The organism is Mycobacterium shunyiense (assembly GCF_058270075.1).
This window is the reverse complement of sequence record NZ_JBZDPU010000007.1, coordinates 235,440-251,253: the sequence shown is the minus strand read 5'-3', so window position 1 is coordinate 251,253 and position 15,814 is coordinate 235,440. Positions and strand designations below refer to the sequence as shown.

The 15,814-nt window shown below is 65.4% G+C and carries 15 protein-coding genes; 8 read left to right on the top strand and 7 right to left on the bottom strand.

Annotated elements, in window-relative coordinates; all coding sequences use genetic code 11:
* Window positions 1-65: 65 nt before the first annotated feature.
* The 3 genes from AC4ELH_RS06765 to AC4ELH_RS06755 form a co-directional block, all read right to left on the bottom strand.
* Window positions 66-554, bottom strand: coding sequence for a MarR family winged helix-turn-helix transcriptional regulator (locus tag AC4ELH_RS06765; protein WP_157923431.1), 489 nt, complete (start codon window positions 552-554; stop codon window positions 66-68).
* Between the two features lie 65 nt (window positions 555-619).
* Complete coding sequence (locus AC4ELH_RS06760; RefSeq protein ID WP_498883566.1) at window positions 620-1,624, bottom strand: zinc-binding dehydrogenase; 1,005 nt, start codon at window positions 1,622-1,624, stop codon at window positions 620-622.
* 100 nt (window positions 1,625-1,724) lie between these two features.
* Window positions 1,725-2,558 carry a class I SAM-dependent methyltransferase gene (locus tag AC4ELH_RS06755; protein ID WP_498883565.1) on the bottom strand — a complete coding sequence of 278 codons (834 nt, stop codon included), beginning with the start codon at window positions 2,556-2,558 and terminating at the stop codon, window positions 1,725-1,727.
* A gap of 160 nt (window positions 2,559-2,718) precedes the next feature.
* Between AC4ELH_RS06755 and AC4ELH_RS06750 the strand changes: the two genes are divergently transcribed.
* The gene (locus tag AC4ELH_RS06750; protein WP_498883563.1) at window positions 2,719-3,393 is read left to right on the top strand and encodes a winged helix-turn-helix transcriptional regulator; all 675 of its coding nucleotides are present in this window, start codon (window positions 2,719-2,721) and stop codon (window positions 3,391-3,393) included.
* Between the two features lie 4 nt (window positions 3,394-3,397).
* Here AC4ELH_RS06750 and poxB read toward each other — a convergent pair whose 3' ends face one another.
* Complete coding sequence (gene poxB / locus AC4ELH_RS06745) at window positions 3,398-5,134, bottom strand: ubiquinone-dependent pyruvate dehydrogenase (RefSeq protein ID WP_498883561.1); 1,737 nt, start codon at window positions 5,132-5,134, stop codon at window positions 3,398-3,400.
* Between the two features lie 71 nt (window positions 5,135-5,205).
* Entirely contained in the window at window positions 5,206-5,973 is a 768-nt protein-coding gene (locus AC4ELH_RS06740) for an SDR family NAD(P)-dependent oxidoreductase (RefSeq protein ID WP_498883560.1), read from the bottom strand.
* Window positions 5,974-6,129: 156 nt separating this feature from the next.
* Here AC4ELH_RS06740 and AC4ELH_RS06735 point away from each other — a divergent pair, with 156 nt between their 5' ends.
* From AC4ELH_RS06735 to AC4ELH_RS06705, 7 genes are all read left to right on the top strand, one after another.
* Entirely contained in the window at window positions 6,130-6,510 is a 381-nt protein-coding gene (locus AC4ELH_RS06735) for a GatB/YqeY domain-containing protein (RefSeq protein WP_498883558.1), read from the top strand.
* 21 nt (window positions 6,511-6,531) lie between these two features.
* Entirely contained in the window at window positions 6,532-8,055 is a 1,524-nt protein-coding gene (locus AC4ELH_RS06730) for an ATP-dependent DNA ligase (protein ID WP_498883556.1), read from the top strand.
* A 114-nt stretch (window positions 8,056-8,169) separates the two neighbouring features.
* A complete protein-coding gene (locus tag AC4ELH_RS06725; RefSeq protein WP_498883554.1) occupies window positions 8,170-10,476 on the top strand; it encodes a carbon starvation CstA family protein in 2,307 nt (768 codons plus the stop codon).
* Window positions 10,476-10,613 (top strand): CstA-like transporter-associated (seleno)protein, encoded by a 138-nt coding sequence (locus tag AC4ELH_RS06720; protein ID WP_216615863.1) that lies wholly within the window; start codon window positions 10,476-10,478, stop codon window positions 10,611-10,613. Before AC4ELH_RS06725 ends, AC4ELH_RS06720 begins: the two co-directional genes overlap by 1 nt.
* A 92-nt stretch (window positions 10,614-10,705) precedes the next feature.
* A complete protein-coding gene (locus tag AC4ELH_RS06715; protein ID WP_498883552.1) occupies window positions 10,706-11,992 on the top strand; it encodes an amidohydrolase family protein in 1,287 nt (428 codons plus the stop codon).
* Between the two features lie 262 nt (window positions 11,993-12,254).
* The gene (locus AC4ELH_RS06710; protein ID WP_254358679.1) at window positions 12,255-12,584 is read left to right on the top strand and encodes a helix-turn-helix domain-containing protein; all 330 of its coding nucleotides are present in this window, start codon (window positions 12,255-12,257) and stop codon (window positions 12,582-12,584) included.
* Window positions 12,581-13,435 (top strand): IS3 family transposase, encoded by an 855-nt coding sequence (locus tag AC4ELH_RS06705; RefSeq protein ID WP_498883550.1) that lies wholly within the window; start codon window positions 12,581-12,583, stop codon window positions 13,433-13,435. Before AC4ELH_RS06710 ends, AC4ELH_RS06705 begins: the two co-directional genes overlap by 4 nt.
* A gap of 79 nt (window positions 13,436-13,514) precedes the next feature.
* Here AC4ELH_RS06705 and AC4ELH_RS06700 read toward each other — a convergent pair whose 3' ends face one another.
* Entirely contained in the window at window positions 13,515-14,750 is a 1,236-nt protein-coding gene (locus AC4ELH_RS06700; protein ID WP_064887815.1) for a cytochrome P450, read from the bottom strand.
* Window positions 14,747-15,802 carry an LLM class F420-dependent oxidoreductase gene (locus AC4ELH_RS06695; protein WP_448448634.1) on the bottom strand — a complete coding sequence of 352 codons (1,056 nt, stop codon included), beginning with the start codon at window positions 15,800-15,802 and terminating at the stop codon, window positions 14,747-14,749. The genes AC4ELH_RS06700 and AC4ELH_RS06695 overlap by 4 nt, the downstream gene beginning before the upstream one ends.
* Window positions 15,803-15,814: the final 12 nt, after the last annotated feature.

The following is a 15,814-nucleotide window of genomic DNA, read 5'->3' as shown; positions in this document are numbered from 1 at the left end:
GTCTACCGGGCAGCAGCTGTCCTACGCGCCGTCACCCTCTGGCTTCTAGTTTTGTCAGACACGCCCTAGCGCTCCCGAGCGCGGCGGGCGGAGGTGTAGGTCTGCTCGAGTTTGGCGACCGACCTTGCGAACTCCGCGCGCCGGCTCGGAGGCACAGCCTCAATCGCACACTGCTCGAGCGACGTCCACAGCCGTTCGAGAGGCTTGCGCAGCGCTAGGCCTTTGTCGGTCAGCCACACCTCTTTGGCGCGACGGTCATTGTCGGAAGCCGCCCGCGCCACCAGCTCGCTGAGCTGCATGCGCTTGATCGCCCGCGAGATCGTCGAGTGATCCACGCCGAGGGCCTGCTGTAGCTCTGATTGAGTCTGACCGTCCCGGTCGTAGAGCTGCATCAGGATGAGTTCCTGACCGGGATGCAAGCCCAGCTCCAACAGCATTTCCGACCCCCATCCGTGGAACGCGCGCGACAACGCGAAGATCCCGAAGGCGATCGGCGCCACCTTCACGGTCTCGGTGCGTCGAATGGCCTCGAGGTCTGGCGGATTCGGTCGCATCGTCATCTCCTGGAGTGAGCGGGGTCGCGAGGGTTGTTGGCAATATATGTGGCCAGCTACACGACTTATGGAATCAACACCACTTTCCCGAAATTCTTGCGGGCCGCCAGAATACGGTGCGCTTCGGGCGCGTCGGCAAAGGGCACAGCGGCGTGAACGACGGGCTGAATCGATCCGTCCGCCAGGTTGCGTTCGAGCGGTTCGAGCCATGACCGTAGCGACCCGCGTTCTTCCCAGAGCCCCATGATGTTCAGGCCCACCACCGTTTTTGACTCATCAAGTTGTTTCAGGAGGTTGAACCCGCGCATCATCGCCAGGGCCTGCGGCATCGCGGTACGAAGTGAACGCTGTTCGCCCCGCAGAAGCGACGATGCTCCGTAGGTGATGACACGGCCGCCGGGACGAAGCAGCCGGTAGGACCTTCGCAACGATGTTCCCCCGATGGCTTCGAGAATGACGTCGTAGGACGTCAGGCCCTCCCACCACCCGTCTTGACGGTAATCGATGGTGCGGTCGACCCCCAGATCGCGCAACCGGCCATGCTTCGACGGCGACGCGGTGCCGTGCACCACCGCACCAGCAGCCTTCGCCAGCTGTACCGCCGCGATGCCCACGCCGCCGGCGGCAGCGTGGACGAGGACGCGCTGACCAGCGCGCAGATGCCCGGACCCGAACAGTCCCTCCCATGCCGTTGCGTAGTTGGTGAAGATCGCCCCGCCTTGTTCGAAACTCAGCTCGTCTGGCAGTACGGCAACGTCATCGGCACCGACATCGGCTATCTCGGCATAGCCTCCGTAACGCGTCCCCGCAAAGACTCGACGGCCCAGCAAGGCCGTGTCGACGCCCTCGCCCACCGCCTCGACGATTCCCGCCACGTCGAATCCGGGAACAAAGGGAATCTCGGGCGACACGGGATTGAGTCCTACGCGGTACAACGCGTCCGCGAAGTTCACACCGGCGGCTCGCACCGCGATACGGACCCTGCCCCTTTCAGGAGCCGGCGGATCAGGCCACTCCTGCAGTTGCAGGACCGATGGCCCGCCCTTTTTGGTGATCACTACTGCTCGCATGGCTCCTCCTGCTCGCCGACCCGCCGTCGATATGTGGCTAGACAATTATTGCCTAGCCACATAGTTACGTGGCTAGGCAAATAAATCAAGGCGCCAGAGGTTACATCTGAACCCGCGGCGTCAACTTGCGGGCACTCACCAACAGGTATTCCCACGGCATCCAAGAATCGGTGAGGAACCTGTCCCCGAGCGCAGCGATCTCCGCGTCGAGTGCCGCGACCCGGTCGGCGTCGGCGGCGATGGCCCGGTAGGCCGAAATCGTCGGACCGTAGTTGGCCTTGAAGTGGTCCCGGAATGCGGCGCCGTCGGAGTAGGCGGTGACGTCCAGTTCCCGCCTTTCACAGGTCAACTCGCCGACCTGTTCGCCCAGCAGTGCGCGCAGGTACTGCTCATCTCCCCACCGTGGTGGCGGGGACACGCCGGCGGGTGGTGCGGGTACGTACGGCTTCATGGTGGCGAACAGCTGCCCGATGAATCCCTCTGGAGTCCAGGAGATCAGGCCGATCCGCCCGCCTGGGCGGGTCACCCGCAGCAGTTCATCGGCGGCCTGCTGATGGTGCGGGGCGAACATCACCCCGATACAGGAGAGCACTGTGTCGAACGAATCGTCGGCATAGGGCAACGCCTCGGCGTTGGCCTCGGCCCAGTCGATCGTCACTCCGGCGTCGGTACCGAGTCGGCGCCCCTGTTCGACCAGTTCCGGGCAGAGGTCGCTGGCGCTCACCTGCGCGCCCGTCGCGGCGGCGGGGATGGCGACGTTGCCGGTCCCGGCGGCCACGTCGAGCACGCGGTCGCCGGGCCCGATGCCGCTGGCCTCGACCAGTACCGGACCCAGTGGGCGCACGATGTTCGCGGCGATCACCGCGTAGTCACCCAGCGCCCACAGCGCCCGGTGTTTGGCCTCAAGCTCACTGCCGGTGGTCGTGACGTTCATGACGGGCTCCTCTCGCGGATTGGCTTCATCGTCATCCCACGCGGTCGGCGATTCCAGTACCAGATCTGTAGTGGGTCTGGTTCTGGATCTGTACTGGCTTCCGGGCGCTGACAGCGGTGTACTTAGAAAGCCGCGCACTTTCCGGGGAGGAAGACCGCCGATGTCGACGTATGGCCAGTTCTGTCCCGTGGCCAAGGCCATGGAATTGCTCGACGAACGCTGGACCTTGCTGGTGGTCCGGGAACTGCTGCGGGGCAGTGCGCACTTCAACGACCTGCGCCGCGGTGTGCCGAAGATGTCGCCGGCGCTGTTGTCCAAGCGGCTGAAGTCGTTGGCCCGTGCCGGAGTGATCGAGCGTTCCGAGATGGACGGGCGGACAAGTTATTCACTGACCCCGTGCGGTCAGGAACTCGCCGGGGTGGTCGACGCGCTCGGGTCGTGGGGGGTGCGGTGGATCGGTGAACTGGGCGAGCAGGATCTCGACCCGCACCTGCTGATGTGGGACATGCGCCGCACCATTCCCATCGCCGACTGGCCGCGTTCGCGCACCACGGTCGCGTTCGTCCTCGACGATGTCGCGCCCAAGGCGTCGCGGTGGTGGCTCACGGTGAGCGACGGGCAGGCCGATGTGTGCGATTTCGATCCCGGGCACGAGGTGGCCGGGACCGTGCAGACCGATCTGCGCACGCTGATCGAGATCTGGCGTGGCGATCTCGGCTGGGCGCGCGCGGTGCTCGACGGCAGCGTAGCGCTGTCCGGGTCCGCTGACGTCCGCCGCGCTATCCCGAAATGGTTGGGCCAGAGCACGGCGGCCTCGATTCCTCGGCCGGCCTGAGCGGTCAGTCCAGGATGCGGCGGGCGACGTTGGTGGTGACCAGGTCCAGGAGTTCGTCGGCACGCCCGGCCAGGATGGTGCGAATTGCGTAGAGCGAGAAGCCCTTTGCCTGTTCGACGGTGATCGCCGGCGGGATCGACAGTTCCTGGCGCGCGGTGTGCACGTCGATGAGGGCGGGGCCTTCGTGGGCGAAGGCGTCGGTCAGGGCCCGTTCCAACTCACCCGGTTCGGTGACCCGGCGGCCGAATATGCCCATGGCCTGGGCCACTGCAGCGAAGTCCGGGTTGACCAGATCGGTGCCGAACGTGACGATGCCCGCGGCCTTCATCTCGAGCTCGACGAAGTTCAGCGACGAATTGTTGAACACGATCACCTTGACCGGCAATCGGTTCTGGATCAACGTCACCAGCTCGCCGAAGAGCATGGTCAGGCCCCCGTCACCAGCCAGCGCGACCACCTGCCGGTCCGGGAACGCGGTCTGCGCGCCGATCGCGTGCGGCAACGCATTGGCCATGGTGCCGTGGTTGAACGACCCGATCAGCCTGCGCCGGCCGTTCATGGTCAGATAGCGGGCCGCCCACGCCACCGGAGAACCGACATCGCAGGTGAACACCGCATCATCCGAGCCGATTCGGTTGGCAAGCGCGGCAACATATTCCGGCCGGATCGGAGTCTTGTCGCGGTCGTTGACGGCCAGCGAGTCCAGGGCGGCGCGGGTCTTGCGGTAGTGGCGCAGCGACCGGTCGAGGTGTTCGCGGTTGTCCTTGGGCCGTAGCAGCGGCTGCAGTGCGGCCAGGGTGTCGGCGACGCTGCCGCGTAGGCCGAGGTCGATCGGGGTGCGGCGGCCGAGGTTGCGGCCGCGGATGTCGACCTGGATGACGGTGGCGCCTTCGGGATAGAACTGCTGATACGGGAAGTCGGTGCCCAGCATCAGCAGGGTGTCGGCCTCTTTGATGGCCTTGTAGCCCGACGCGAAACCGAGGAGCCCGGTCATCCCGACGTCGAACGGGTTGTCGTACTCGATGAATTCCTTGCCGCGCAACGCGTGAACGATCGGGGCCTGCAGGGTCGACGCCAGTTCGATCAGGGCGTCGTGCGCACCGGACACACCGGCGCCGCCCAGGATGGTGACGCGCTCGGCGGCGTTGAGGATGTCGGCGGCCCGGCGCACCGACTCGTCGTCCGGACGCACGATCGACCGGGTGGGACGCACCGGACGTGTGGTCCAGCCGGTCTCCCCCGCGCGTTGCAGGAAGACCTCGCCGGGGATGACGACGACGGCAACGCCGTTCTCCTCGACGGCCGCTCGCAATGCCATCTCCAGGATGCGGGGCGCCGTCTCGGGCGTGCTGACCAGTTCGCAGTACACACTGCACTCGCGGAAGAGGTCCTGGGGATGGGTTTCCTGGAAGTACTCCGACCCGATCTCGGTGCGCGGAATGTGTGCGGCGATGGCCAGCACCGGGACTCGGCTGCGCTGCGCGTCGAACAGACCGTTGATGAGGTGCAGATTGCCCGGCCCGCAGCTGCCCGCACACACGGCCAGTTGGCCGGTCAGCGCGGCGTCAGCGGCCGCGGCAAACGCGGCGGTCTCCTCGTGGCGGACGTGTTGCCAGGTGATGTCGCCGCTGCGCCGGATGGCGTCGGTGAATCCGTTGAGGCTGTCACCGGGAAGGCCGTAGACCCGCCGTACCCCGCTCAGTGTCAGTGCGGAGATGACTTGGTCTGCAATGGTCGCCATGGCGCCTCCCCGGTATGCGATTCCGGCGTGATCGGTGACGCTGGGCGCCCTCGATCACGCCGGAATTCACTCTACTTGGGGGCGAAGCGCTGGCCGGCGTCCAGACGCAGGCACTGGCCGTTGAGCATCGGGTTCTCGGCGATCGCGACGGCGAGCTTGGCGTACTCCTCGGGCTTGCCCAGACGCTTGGGGAACGCGGCGTCCTTGGTGAGCACCGCGGCGAACTCGTCGGGGATGCCCTCGGTCAGGCCGGTCGCGAACAGGCTCGGGGCGATGGCCAGCACGCGGATGCCGAGGCTGCCGAGATCCCTTGCCATGGTCAGGCACATGCCGGCGATGGCGGCCTTCGACGCCGTGTAGGCGACCTGCCCGATCTGGCCCTCGAACGCCGCGATGGAGGCGGTGTTGATGATGACGCCGCGCTCCTCGGCTTCTGCGTCGACCGGCTCGTTCTTGCTCATGTGCCACGCCGCGAGCCGGCTGATGTTGAACGTGCCGATCAGGTTGAGGTCGATGGTGGAGCGGAACGAATCCAGGCTGTGCGGACCGTCCTTCTTGATGGTGCGCTCGCCGATGCCACCACCGGCGGTGGTCACGATGATGTGCAGGCCCCCCAGGGTCGCCACTGCCTCCTCCAGCACCTTTTCGGTGCCGTCGAAGTCGGTGACGTCGACGGGGAGGAACGAGCCGCCGATCGCGTCGGCCACTTCCTGTCCCTTGGACTGCGGTCGGTCGAGCACGGCCACGCTGGCGCCGCGCTTGGCCAGTGCCTCAGCGGTGGCCCGGCCGAAGCCCGACGCGCCGCCGACGACGATAGCCTTCTTGCCTTCGATCTCCATCTAGCTTCCTTTCCAAAAATGACCGAAATCGTAAAGCAACCTATCCCATCAACCCTTCCGGTAAGCCTTTCGGGTTCGTCCTTTTGATTCCCGCGCACCGTGGCCGTGCAAAAAATCCCTCGACGCCGCCGCGGAACCCGAATAGGTTCGCCTGCCATGACACCTGCACAGCATTGGCGCGACCGGCTGCGCGAGTCTCTGCTGTCGGCGCGCAAGGCCCGCGATACCACCCGTGTCACCGCGATCCGGTCGGCGCTGAGCGCCATCGACAACGCGGAGACGCCGCGTGCCGATCAAACCGATACCCGGATCGGTGGATCGATCGCGGGTGCGGTGTCCGGGGTGGGCTCGACCGAGGTCGCCCGCCGGACGCTCAGTGATGCCGAGATTCGCGGCCTGATTCAGGCCGAGGTCGATGAACGACTCATGGCGGCAGACGAATACGTCGTGAACGGGCACCACGAACGGGCGTCGGATCTGCAATCGCAGGCCGCCGTCCTGACTCAGGTGCTCAGCCGAACGCCGGAGGATGTCTGACGCCCGTGGCACGCTGAGGATGTGTTGCTCGCCGACGTCGCTGCCGCATCCGCCGACATCGCGGGATCCTCGGCACGGCTGGCCAAGATCACCCGCATCGCGACCGTGCTGTCCGCGGCCGCCGCCGAGGGCGACGCCCATACGGTGGCGGTCACGGTGTCCTGGTTGTCCGGGGAACTCCCCCAACGCCAGATCGGTGTCGGATGGGCGGCGCTGCGTTCACTGCCCGCACCGGCAGAGGACCCGGAACTGACGGTTGACGGGGTCGACACGCAATTCACCCGGATCGGCACGGTCTCCGGCAAGGGTTCTCAGGCGCTGCGTGCCGAGTTGGTGCGTGACCTCTTCGCTACAGCCACCGACACAGAACAGACCTTCATGCGCCGGCTCCTGAGCGGCGAGCTGCGCCAGGGCGCCCTGGCCGGGGTGATGGCCGACGCCGTCGCCCGCGCATCCGGTATTCCCGCGGCCGAGGTGCGGCGCGCGGCGATGCTCGCCGGTGACCTGCCCGCCGTGGCTGCCGCAGCGCTGACGGGTGGCCCTACCGCGCTGACTGAGTTCGCACTTCAGGTCGGGCGCCCGGTCGGGCCGATGCTCGCGCAGACCGCGACCGGTGTCGCCGACGCGCTCGAACGACTCGGCGGTACAGCGATTCTGGAGGCCAAGCTGGACGGCGCACGCGTGCAGATCCACCGCCGGGGATCCGACGTGTCGGTGTTCACACGCAGCCTCGACGACGTCACCCAACGGCTGCCCGAGGTGGTCGAGGCGACGCTGGCATTGACGGCCACCGATCTGATCGCCGACGCGGAGGCCATCGCGCTGCGGCCCGACGGCCGCCCGCACCCGTTTCAGGTAACCGCCGCACGGTTCGGCCGCAAGACCCCGAACGATCTCGAACCGCTGTCGGTGTTCTTCTTCGATCTGCTGCACGTCGACGGCCAGGATCTGCTCGATCTGCCCACCGAGCAGCGGCTGGCCTCACTCGACACGCTGGTACCGCGGGACCGGCGCGTCGATCGCGTCGTCACCGCCGACGTCGGGGTCGCGCAGCAGTTCCTGGACCGCACGCTGGCGGCCGGCCACGAGGGCGTGATGGCGAAATCGCCGACGGCACCGTACGAGGCCGGTCGCCGCGGCGCCGGTTGGCTCAAGGTCAAGCCCGTGCACACGCTCGATCTGGTGGTGCTGGCCGTCGAGCAGGGTTCGGGGCGGCGCACCGGCAAGCTCTCCAACATCCATCTGGGCGCGCGCGACCCGGAGACCGGCGGATTCGTGATGCTGGGTAAGACGTTCAAGGGAATGACCGACGCGATGCTGGCATGGCAGACCGAACGGTTTCACGAATTGCAGGTCGACGACGACGGCTGGGTGGTCACGGTCCGGCCCGAGCAGGTTGTCGAGATCGCCTTCGACGGCGTCCAGCGGTCGAGCCGGTACCCGGGCGGCGTGGCGCTGCGCTTCGCCAGGGTCCTGCGTTATCGGGACGACAAGACCCCGGAAGAAGCGGACACGATCGACACCGTGCGCGCATTCCTCACCTGACCTGCCCGCGATTTCCTCGTTAGGGTGCGGAAACCGGGATTCGATGCCGCGCGGTTTGGCTCGATGAAAGGATCACTCACGACGCATATGACACTGGGCCAGCGAGGAGAGACCGTGGCAACACCGGATGCCCCACCGGCGGATCGCATCGAGGAACACGACGGCGACGTCACCTATATCCGCACCGACAAAGACCTTCCGCCGGTTGCGGTCATCGACCGCTCTCCCATCACCGCCAAGCACAAGGCGGTCTTCGCGGCCGTCGCGGTGCTGGGCGCCGTCGCCTGGGCGGTGATCGCCTTCTTCCGCGGTGAGACCGTCAACGCGGTCTGGTTTGTGATCGCCGCGATCTGCACCTACGTCATCGGCTTCCGGTTCTACGCCCGGCTGATCGAAATGAAGATCGTCCGGCCTCGCGACGACAATGCCACTCCGGCAGAGCTTTTCGACAACGGTACGGACTACATGCCGACCGACCGGCGGGTGCTGTTCGGTCACCACTTCGCCGCGATCGCCGGTGCGGGCCCGCTGGTCGGCCCGGTGCTGGCCATGCAGATGGGTTATCTGCCCGGCACGATCTGGATCATCATCGGCGCGGTCGTCGCCGGCTGTGTCCAGGACTACCTGGTGCTGTCCATCTCGGTGCGCCGGCGCGGACGCTCGCTCGGTCAGATGGCGCGCGACGAGCTCGGCCTGGTCGGCGGTGTCGCCGCCATCGTGGGCGTACTGGTCATCATGGTGATCCTGCTGGCGGTGCTGGCGCTGGTGGTGGTCAACGCACTGGCGGAAAGCCCGTGGGGCGTGTTCTCGATCGCGATGACCATCCCGATCGCCATCTTCATGGGCCTGTATCTGCGCTTCTTCCGCCCCGGCCGGGTGTCGGAGGTGTCCCTCATCGGCGTCGTGCTGCTGCTGCTCGCGGTCATCTCCGGCGGCTGGGTGGCCGAAACATCCTGGGGCGCCGACTGGTTCACCCTCTCGAAGGTCACCCTGTCGTGGTGCATCATCATCTACGGCTTGGCGGCCTCGGTGTTGCCGGTGTGGTTCCTGTTGGCTCCGCGCGACTACCTGTCCACGTTCATGAAAGTCGGCACCATCGCACTGCTGGCCATCGGCATCCTGATCGCCCGGCCGGTGATGCAGGCGCCCGCGATCTCGCAGTTCGCCGCCAGCGGTACCGGCCCGGTATTCGCCGGCTCGTTGTTCCCATTCCTTTTCATCACCATCGCCTGCGGTGCATTGTCGGGCTTTCACGCGCTGATCTCTTCGGGCACCACGCCCAAGCTGCTGGAGAAGGAAAGCCAGATGCGGCTGATCGGCTACGGCGGCATGATCACCGAGTCATTCGTCGCGATCATGGCCCTGATCACCGCGGCGATCCTCAACCAGCACCTCTACTTTGCGATCAACGCGCCGACGGCGGCCACCGGCACCACCGCGCAGACCGCGGCCGAGTACGTCAACGGCCTCGGCCTGTCCGGTCAGCCGATCACTGCGCAGGAGATCACCGCGGCCGCCGACGGCGTCGGCGAGCACTCGGTCGTTTCGCGCACCGGCGGTGCGCCCACCCTCGCGTTCGGCATGTCAGAGGTGTTGCACCAGGTGTTCGGCGGAGAAAGCCTCAAGGCGTTCTGGTACCACTTCGCGATCATGTTCGAGGCGTTGTTCATCCTCACCACGGTCGACGCCGGCACCCGGGTGGCCCGGTTCATGCTGTCCGACGGCCTGGGCAATCTCGGTGGGCCGTTCAAGAAACTGCGCAACCCGAGCTGGCGCATCGGAGCATGGACGTGCAGCGTCATCGTCGTCGCCGCGTGGGGCTCGATCCTGCTGATGGGGGTGACGGATCCGCTGGGCGGCATCAATACCTTGTTCCCGCTGTTCGGCATCGCGAATCAGCTGCTCGCCGCGATTGCATTGACGGTGGTCACGGTGGTGGTGATCAAACGCGGCTTGGTGAAATGGGCCTGGATACCCGGCCTGCCGTTGTTGTGGGATCTGACGGTGACCATGACGGCGTCGTGGCAGAAGATCTTCTCTGCCGATCCGAAAGTCGGTTACTGGAAACAGCATTCGCAGTACGTCGCGGCCCAGGACGCCGGCAAGTCGACTTTCGGCGCAGCGAAGAACCCCGATCAGATCGATGCCGTCATCCGCAACACCTTCATTCAGGGCACCCTGTCGGTGGTCTTCGCCGTGCTGGTGCTGATCGTGTTCATCGCGGGTGTGGTGATGGCGCTGCAGGCGCTGCGCGGAGCCGGTCGGCCGCTGGCCGTGGAAGAGGAGGTGCCCTCGCGCATCTTCGCACCATCAGGATTGATTGCCTCGCCGGCCGAGAAGGAGGTGCAGAAGCAGTGGGACACTTTGCCCGGAGCACACGCCAGGCCGCACGCCACATCGGGTGGTACTGGTCAACATTGATGGGCGACAACCACTATCGGCGCTACGTCGCGCACCGAGAGCGGACGCACCCGGGTGAGCCGGTGCTGTCCGAGCGGGACTACTGGAAGATGCGACACCGCAACACCGAGGCCAACCCCGGCGCACGCTGCTGCTGAGCCGACGAATCTGCTGATCGCCTGGCCTGGGAGCGTCGCGTCCGGCTAAACTGTCGTCCATACGGTAAGGCCGTCGTGAATGGAGCTCGTTCGTGAATAAAGACGACATGATCCTGATCAGCGTGGACGATCACATCGTCGAACCACCTGACATGTTCAAGAACCACCTTCCCAAGAAATATGCCGACGAGGCACCCCGCCTGGTGCACAACCCCGACGGCAGCGACACGTGGCAGTTCCGCGACATCGTCATCCCCAACGTCGCGCTCAACGCGGTCGCCGGCCGGCCCAAGGAGGAGTACGGCCTGGAGCCCCAGGGCCTCGACGAGATCCGCAAGGGCTGCTACAACGTCGATGAGCGGGTCAAGGACATGAACGCCGGCGGCATCCTCGGCTCGATCTGCTTCCCATCGTTCCCCGGCTTCGCCGGCCGCCTGTTCGCCACCGAGGATCCCGAGTTCTCCCTGGCTCTGGTGCAGGCCTACAACGATTGGCACATCGACGAATGGTGCGGCGCCTATCCGGCCCGCTTCATTCCGATGGCGCTTCCGGTGATCTGGGATGCCGAGGCGTGCGCCCAAGAGGTGCGCCGGGTGTCGAAGAAGGGCGTGCACGCCCTGACGTTCAGCGAGAACCCGGCGGCAATGGGCTACCCCAGCTTCCACGACGACTATTGGACCCCGCTGTGGAAGGCGCTGTGCGACACCAACACCGTGCTCAATGTGCACATCGGATCGTCGGGCAAGCTGGCCATCACGGCCCCGGACGCACCGCTGGACGTGATGATCACCCTGCAGCCGATGAACATCGTGCAGGCCGCCGCGGATCTGTTGTGGTCCAAGCCCATCAAGGATTACCCGGATCTCAAGATCGGGCTGTCCGAGGGCGGCACCGGCTGGATTCCGTATTTCCTGGAGCGCGTCGACCGCACCTACGAGATGCACTCGACCTGGACGCATCAGAACTTCGGCGGCAAGCTGCCCAGCGAGGTGTTCCGTGAGCACTTCCTGACCTGCTTCATTTCGGATCCGGTCGGCGTGGCGTTGCGCGACAAGATCGGCATCGACAACATCAGTTGGGAAGCCGATTACCCGCACAGCGACTCGATGTGGCCGGGCGCGCCCGAGGAACTGTGGGATGTGCTGACCGAGAACAACGTCCCCGACGACGAGATCAACAAGATGACGTATGAGAACGCCATGCGCTGGTATTCGTTCGATCCGTTCACTCACATCTCGCGGGAGCAGGCCACCGTCGGCGCTCTGCGTAAAGCCGCTGAGGGCCACGATGTTTCGATCCAGGCCTTGAGCCATCACGAGCAGGGCTCCCGCGGCGACGCATTGCACGCGGCGACGCGGGGCAACTCGGGTTCCGACTAGGGCCCGTTTTCCCGCGAGCAGACACAAAACTGCCCCTTTTCTGAAGTGCTCCCCGGAAGTTGGACTGAGAAATTCAGTTTCTTCTTCTGGGAGTACTTTTTTGCATCCTTCTAGTTCGTTGACTGAGGCCCAGCGCGGTGCGGCGGTAGCGTTGTTCGAGCAGGGGCGGGGCTATAGCGTCACCGCGAGGTATCTGGGAGTGAGCCGGGGGCCGGTTCGCGAGATACATCGCCGTTGGGTCCTGCATGGCAGGAAGGTGCTGGTGGCAAAACCGACCAAAACGCAGTACTCGTTCGAGTTCAAGCTCGAGGTGGTGCGCAAGGTGATCGACGAGGGTGCGACCGCCCAGCAAGTAGCTCAGCAGTACCGGCTGTCCTCAGCCACGCTGGTGCAGACCTGGGTGCGGACCTACCGCCGGCTTGGTGAGGACGGGTTGAAACCCAAACCCAAAGGGCGCCAACCCAAAGACGCTGATTCCTCGTCACAGGAGTTGACGGACCTGGCGCGGCTGGAGCAGGAGAATGAGCGGCTGCGAGCCGAGAACGCCTACCTAAAAAAATTGCGGGCCTTGATGGCGCACGAACGGCGGTGAAAGCCGCCGCTGTCGCCGCTCTCAAGGCTGATCATCGGCTGCCGGTGCTGCTGGAAGTCGCGCAGTTGGCGCGCTCGACGTTCTTCTATCACCAGGGCAAACCCGAGGCGCTCGACCCGCGCGCCGACCTCAAAGCCGCGATCACCGAGGCATTCAAGGCCGCCCACGGCCGCTACGGGCACCGCCGCATCCACACGGTGCTGACCAAGCAGGGGTTCGTGGTGGCCAAAAAGACCGTGCTGGCGTTGATGCGCAAGCTGGCGCTGATCTGCCGGGTGCGGCGCCGTCGGCGCTACAACTCCTACACCGGCGGCCCCGGTCAGGTCACCGAAAATCTTCTCAACCGCGAGTTCAGCGCGAGCGCGCCGAATCAGAAGTGGGTCACCGACGTGACCGAGTTCCGCATCACCGATCGCAAGGTCTACTTGTCCCCGGTGCTCGATTTGTTCGACCGGTCGGTGGTGTCCTACGCGTGGTCGATGAGCCCGAATGTGGAGTTGACCAACACCTCACTGGCCGCGGCGATCGCCACCTTGGAGCCCGGCCAGTGTCCGCTGGTGCACTCCGATCAGGGCTTCCAATACCGGCATTGGTCCTGGCGCAAGTTGCTCGGCGACGCGCAGGCGCTGCAGTCGATGTCGCGGAAAGCCAACTGCTATGACAACGCGGTCATGGAGAACTTCTTCGGTCACCTGAAGTCAGAAATGTTCCACCACAACCGGTTCGACACCGTCGAGGACTTCACTGCCGCCCTTGACACCTACATCCACTGGTACAACACCGAACGAATCTCGACAAAGCTCAACGGCCTGAGCCCGGTCCAATACCGAGCCCAGGCCCTTGCCGCTTAAGCTCCAAACGTCAGTGTCCAACTTCCGGGGACCACTTCATTCATGCGAAAAGGGGCAGTTTTGTGTCTGCTCGGCGTTGTCAGCGCAGCGAGTACCGCACCGGCAGGTGCTTGAGACCGCCCACGAACGTGGTGGCCATGTGCTGCGGTTCGCCGGCGAGTTCTGCGGAGCGCAGCCTCGGCAGCAGTTCGGAGAAGAAGCTGTTGATCTCCAGCCGGGCCAGTGCGGCACCGAGGCAGAAATGCACACCGTAGCCGAACGCGATGTGTTTGTTGGGATCTCGCCCGACGTCGAAGCGGAACGGATCGACGAAGACGTCCTCGTCACGGTTGCCCGAGACATACGACAGCAGCACCGACTCGCCCTTGGCGATGCGTACACCGCGAATCTCGTAGTCCTGTTGCGCGGTACGCATGAACTCCTTGACCGGTGTCGTCCACCGGACCATCTCCTCGACCGCCAGCGGCATCAGACTCATGTCGTTCTGCAGCCGGGCCAGCTGGTCGGGATTCTGCAGCAGCGCGTGCATACCGCCGGAAATGCTGGCACTGCTGGTGTCGTGGCCGGCAGCGGCGATGATCGCGTAATAGGAAACCGTGTCGATATCGGACAGCGGCTCCCCGTCCAGCGTGGCGTTGGCGATCGTCGAGGCCAGGTCGTCGGTCGGATTCGCCCGACGCGAGGCGGTCAGCTCGGTGAAGTACTGGAACATCTCGAGCAGCGCCATGCCCTGCTCTTCCATGCTGGTGCCGCGCTTGAACTCGTCGTCGTCGCTGCCGAACAGTTCCTGTGTGAGCTTGAGCATGAACGCGAAGTCGGACTCGGGCACACCGAGCAGCGTCATGATCATGTACAGCGGATAATTCACGGCTACCTGCTGCACGAAATCGCATTCCGGTCCTTCGTCGACCATTCTGTCGACGAACCGCTTGGCCAGTTCATCGGCGCGATCCTTCAACGCGCGCATGGCCTTTGGCCGAAACCAGTTGGCTCCGATGGCCCGCAGATCGCGGTGCAGCGGATCGTCCGTGTGGATCAACGTCCGGATGCCGATCGCGGCCTGCTGCTCGTCGCCCTCGCGGGTGACCAGCACCGGGCGCGGAGAGTTGGTGAAGATGTCGTTGGCACGCTCGATCTCCATGATGTCCGCATGCTTGGTGATCGCCCAGAAGGGGGCATAGTCGGGCACCTCGACCCAGGACACTGGGGCGTTGGCTCGGAGGTGGGTCAGGTCCGCGTGAAGAGTCACCTCGTCGGCGTACGCCGACGGGTTGGCGAACATCTTGGCGATATCGTCAATGGTGCGGACGGTCATACTTTGCTCCTCACTGGCGGGCATTCGCGAAACTCCTGCAACACCGCGTTGACAGTTTCCGGGGATACAGCGGCGGGAAAGCCGGGCAGCACGCGGTCGATGACGCCGTCGCAGCGGCGCCGCAGTGCGGCGGCCAATTCGGGGATCGGTGCCACCACGGCGAACGTGGCGAGCACCTCGTCGTCGATGAGCTCGCCCATCGCGTCCCACTGGCCATCCAGCGAGAGCCGGTGCAGTTCGGTGTGCAGATCACCCCAGCCGTGCAGGTCCAAGACTTTGCGGTAGGCCGGCGTCGAGCCGTAGAACGCGAGTTGTTTGCGGGTGGCGACCGACGCCGCGGCCATCTCCCGTTCGTCGGCGCCGGTGACGACGAAGACCGGGCAAGACAGCTCGAAGTCACGACGGTCGCGCCCGGCGCGGTCCATTCCGCGCTGCAACGCGACCGTGGTCACCTCGTCCAGATACCGCCGCGTGGTGAACGCGTGCGCCAGCAGTCCGTCGGCCACCTCACCGCACACCTCGGTCATCAGTTCACCGACAGCGGCCAGGAACACCTTGGGGAACGGCAGCGTCGACGGTTCCGGGGTGAACATCGGCGTCATGATCTTGTGGGTGTAGAACTCGCCCTCGAACCTCAACTTGGTGCCGTCGCGCCAACATTGCCAAATCGCGTGCAGCGCTTCGATGTACTCGCGCATGCGGCGCGCCGGGTGACTCCACGGCATGCTGAAACGCTTCTCGATGTGCGGCTGGATCTGGGTGCCCAGGCCAAGGATGAAGCGTCCGCCCGAGTAGGTCTGCAGATCCCAACCCAGCTGAGCCATGGTCATCGGATTGCGCGCGAAAGCCACCGCGATGCTGGTGCCGATCTGGATCCGTTCGGTGTGCTCGGCCGCCAGCGCGAGCGGCAGGAACGGGTCGTGGTTGATCTCGCCGGTCCAGCATCCGTCGTAACCGCTGGCCTCGAGCTCACGTGCGATGTCCGGGACATCGGCCAACCGACTGGGGACGCCTCGATCGATCTTGACGTCGCGGGGAACTGGGTCGCTCATCGGCGGCTCGCA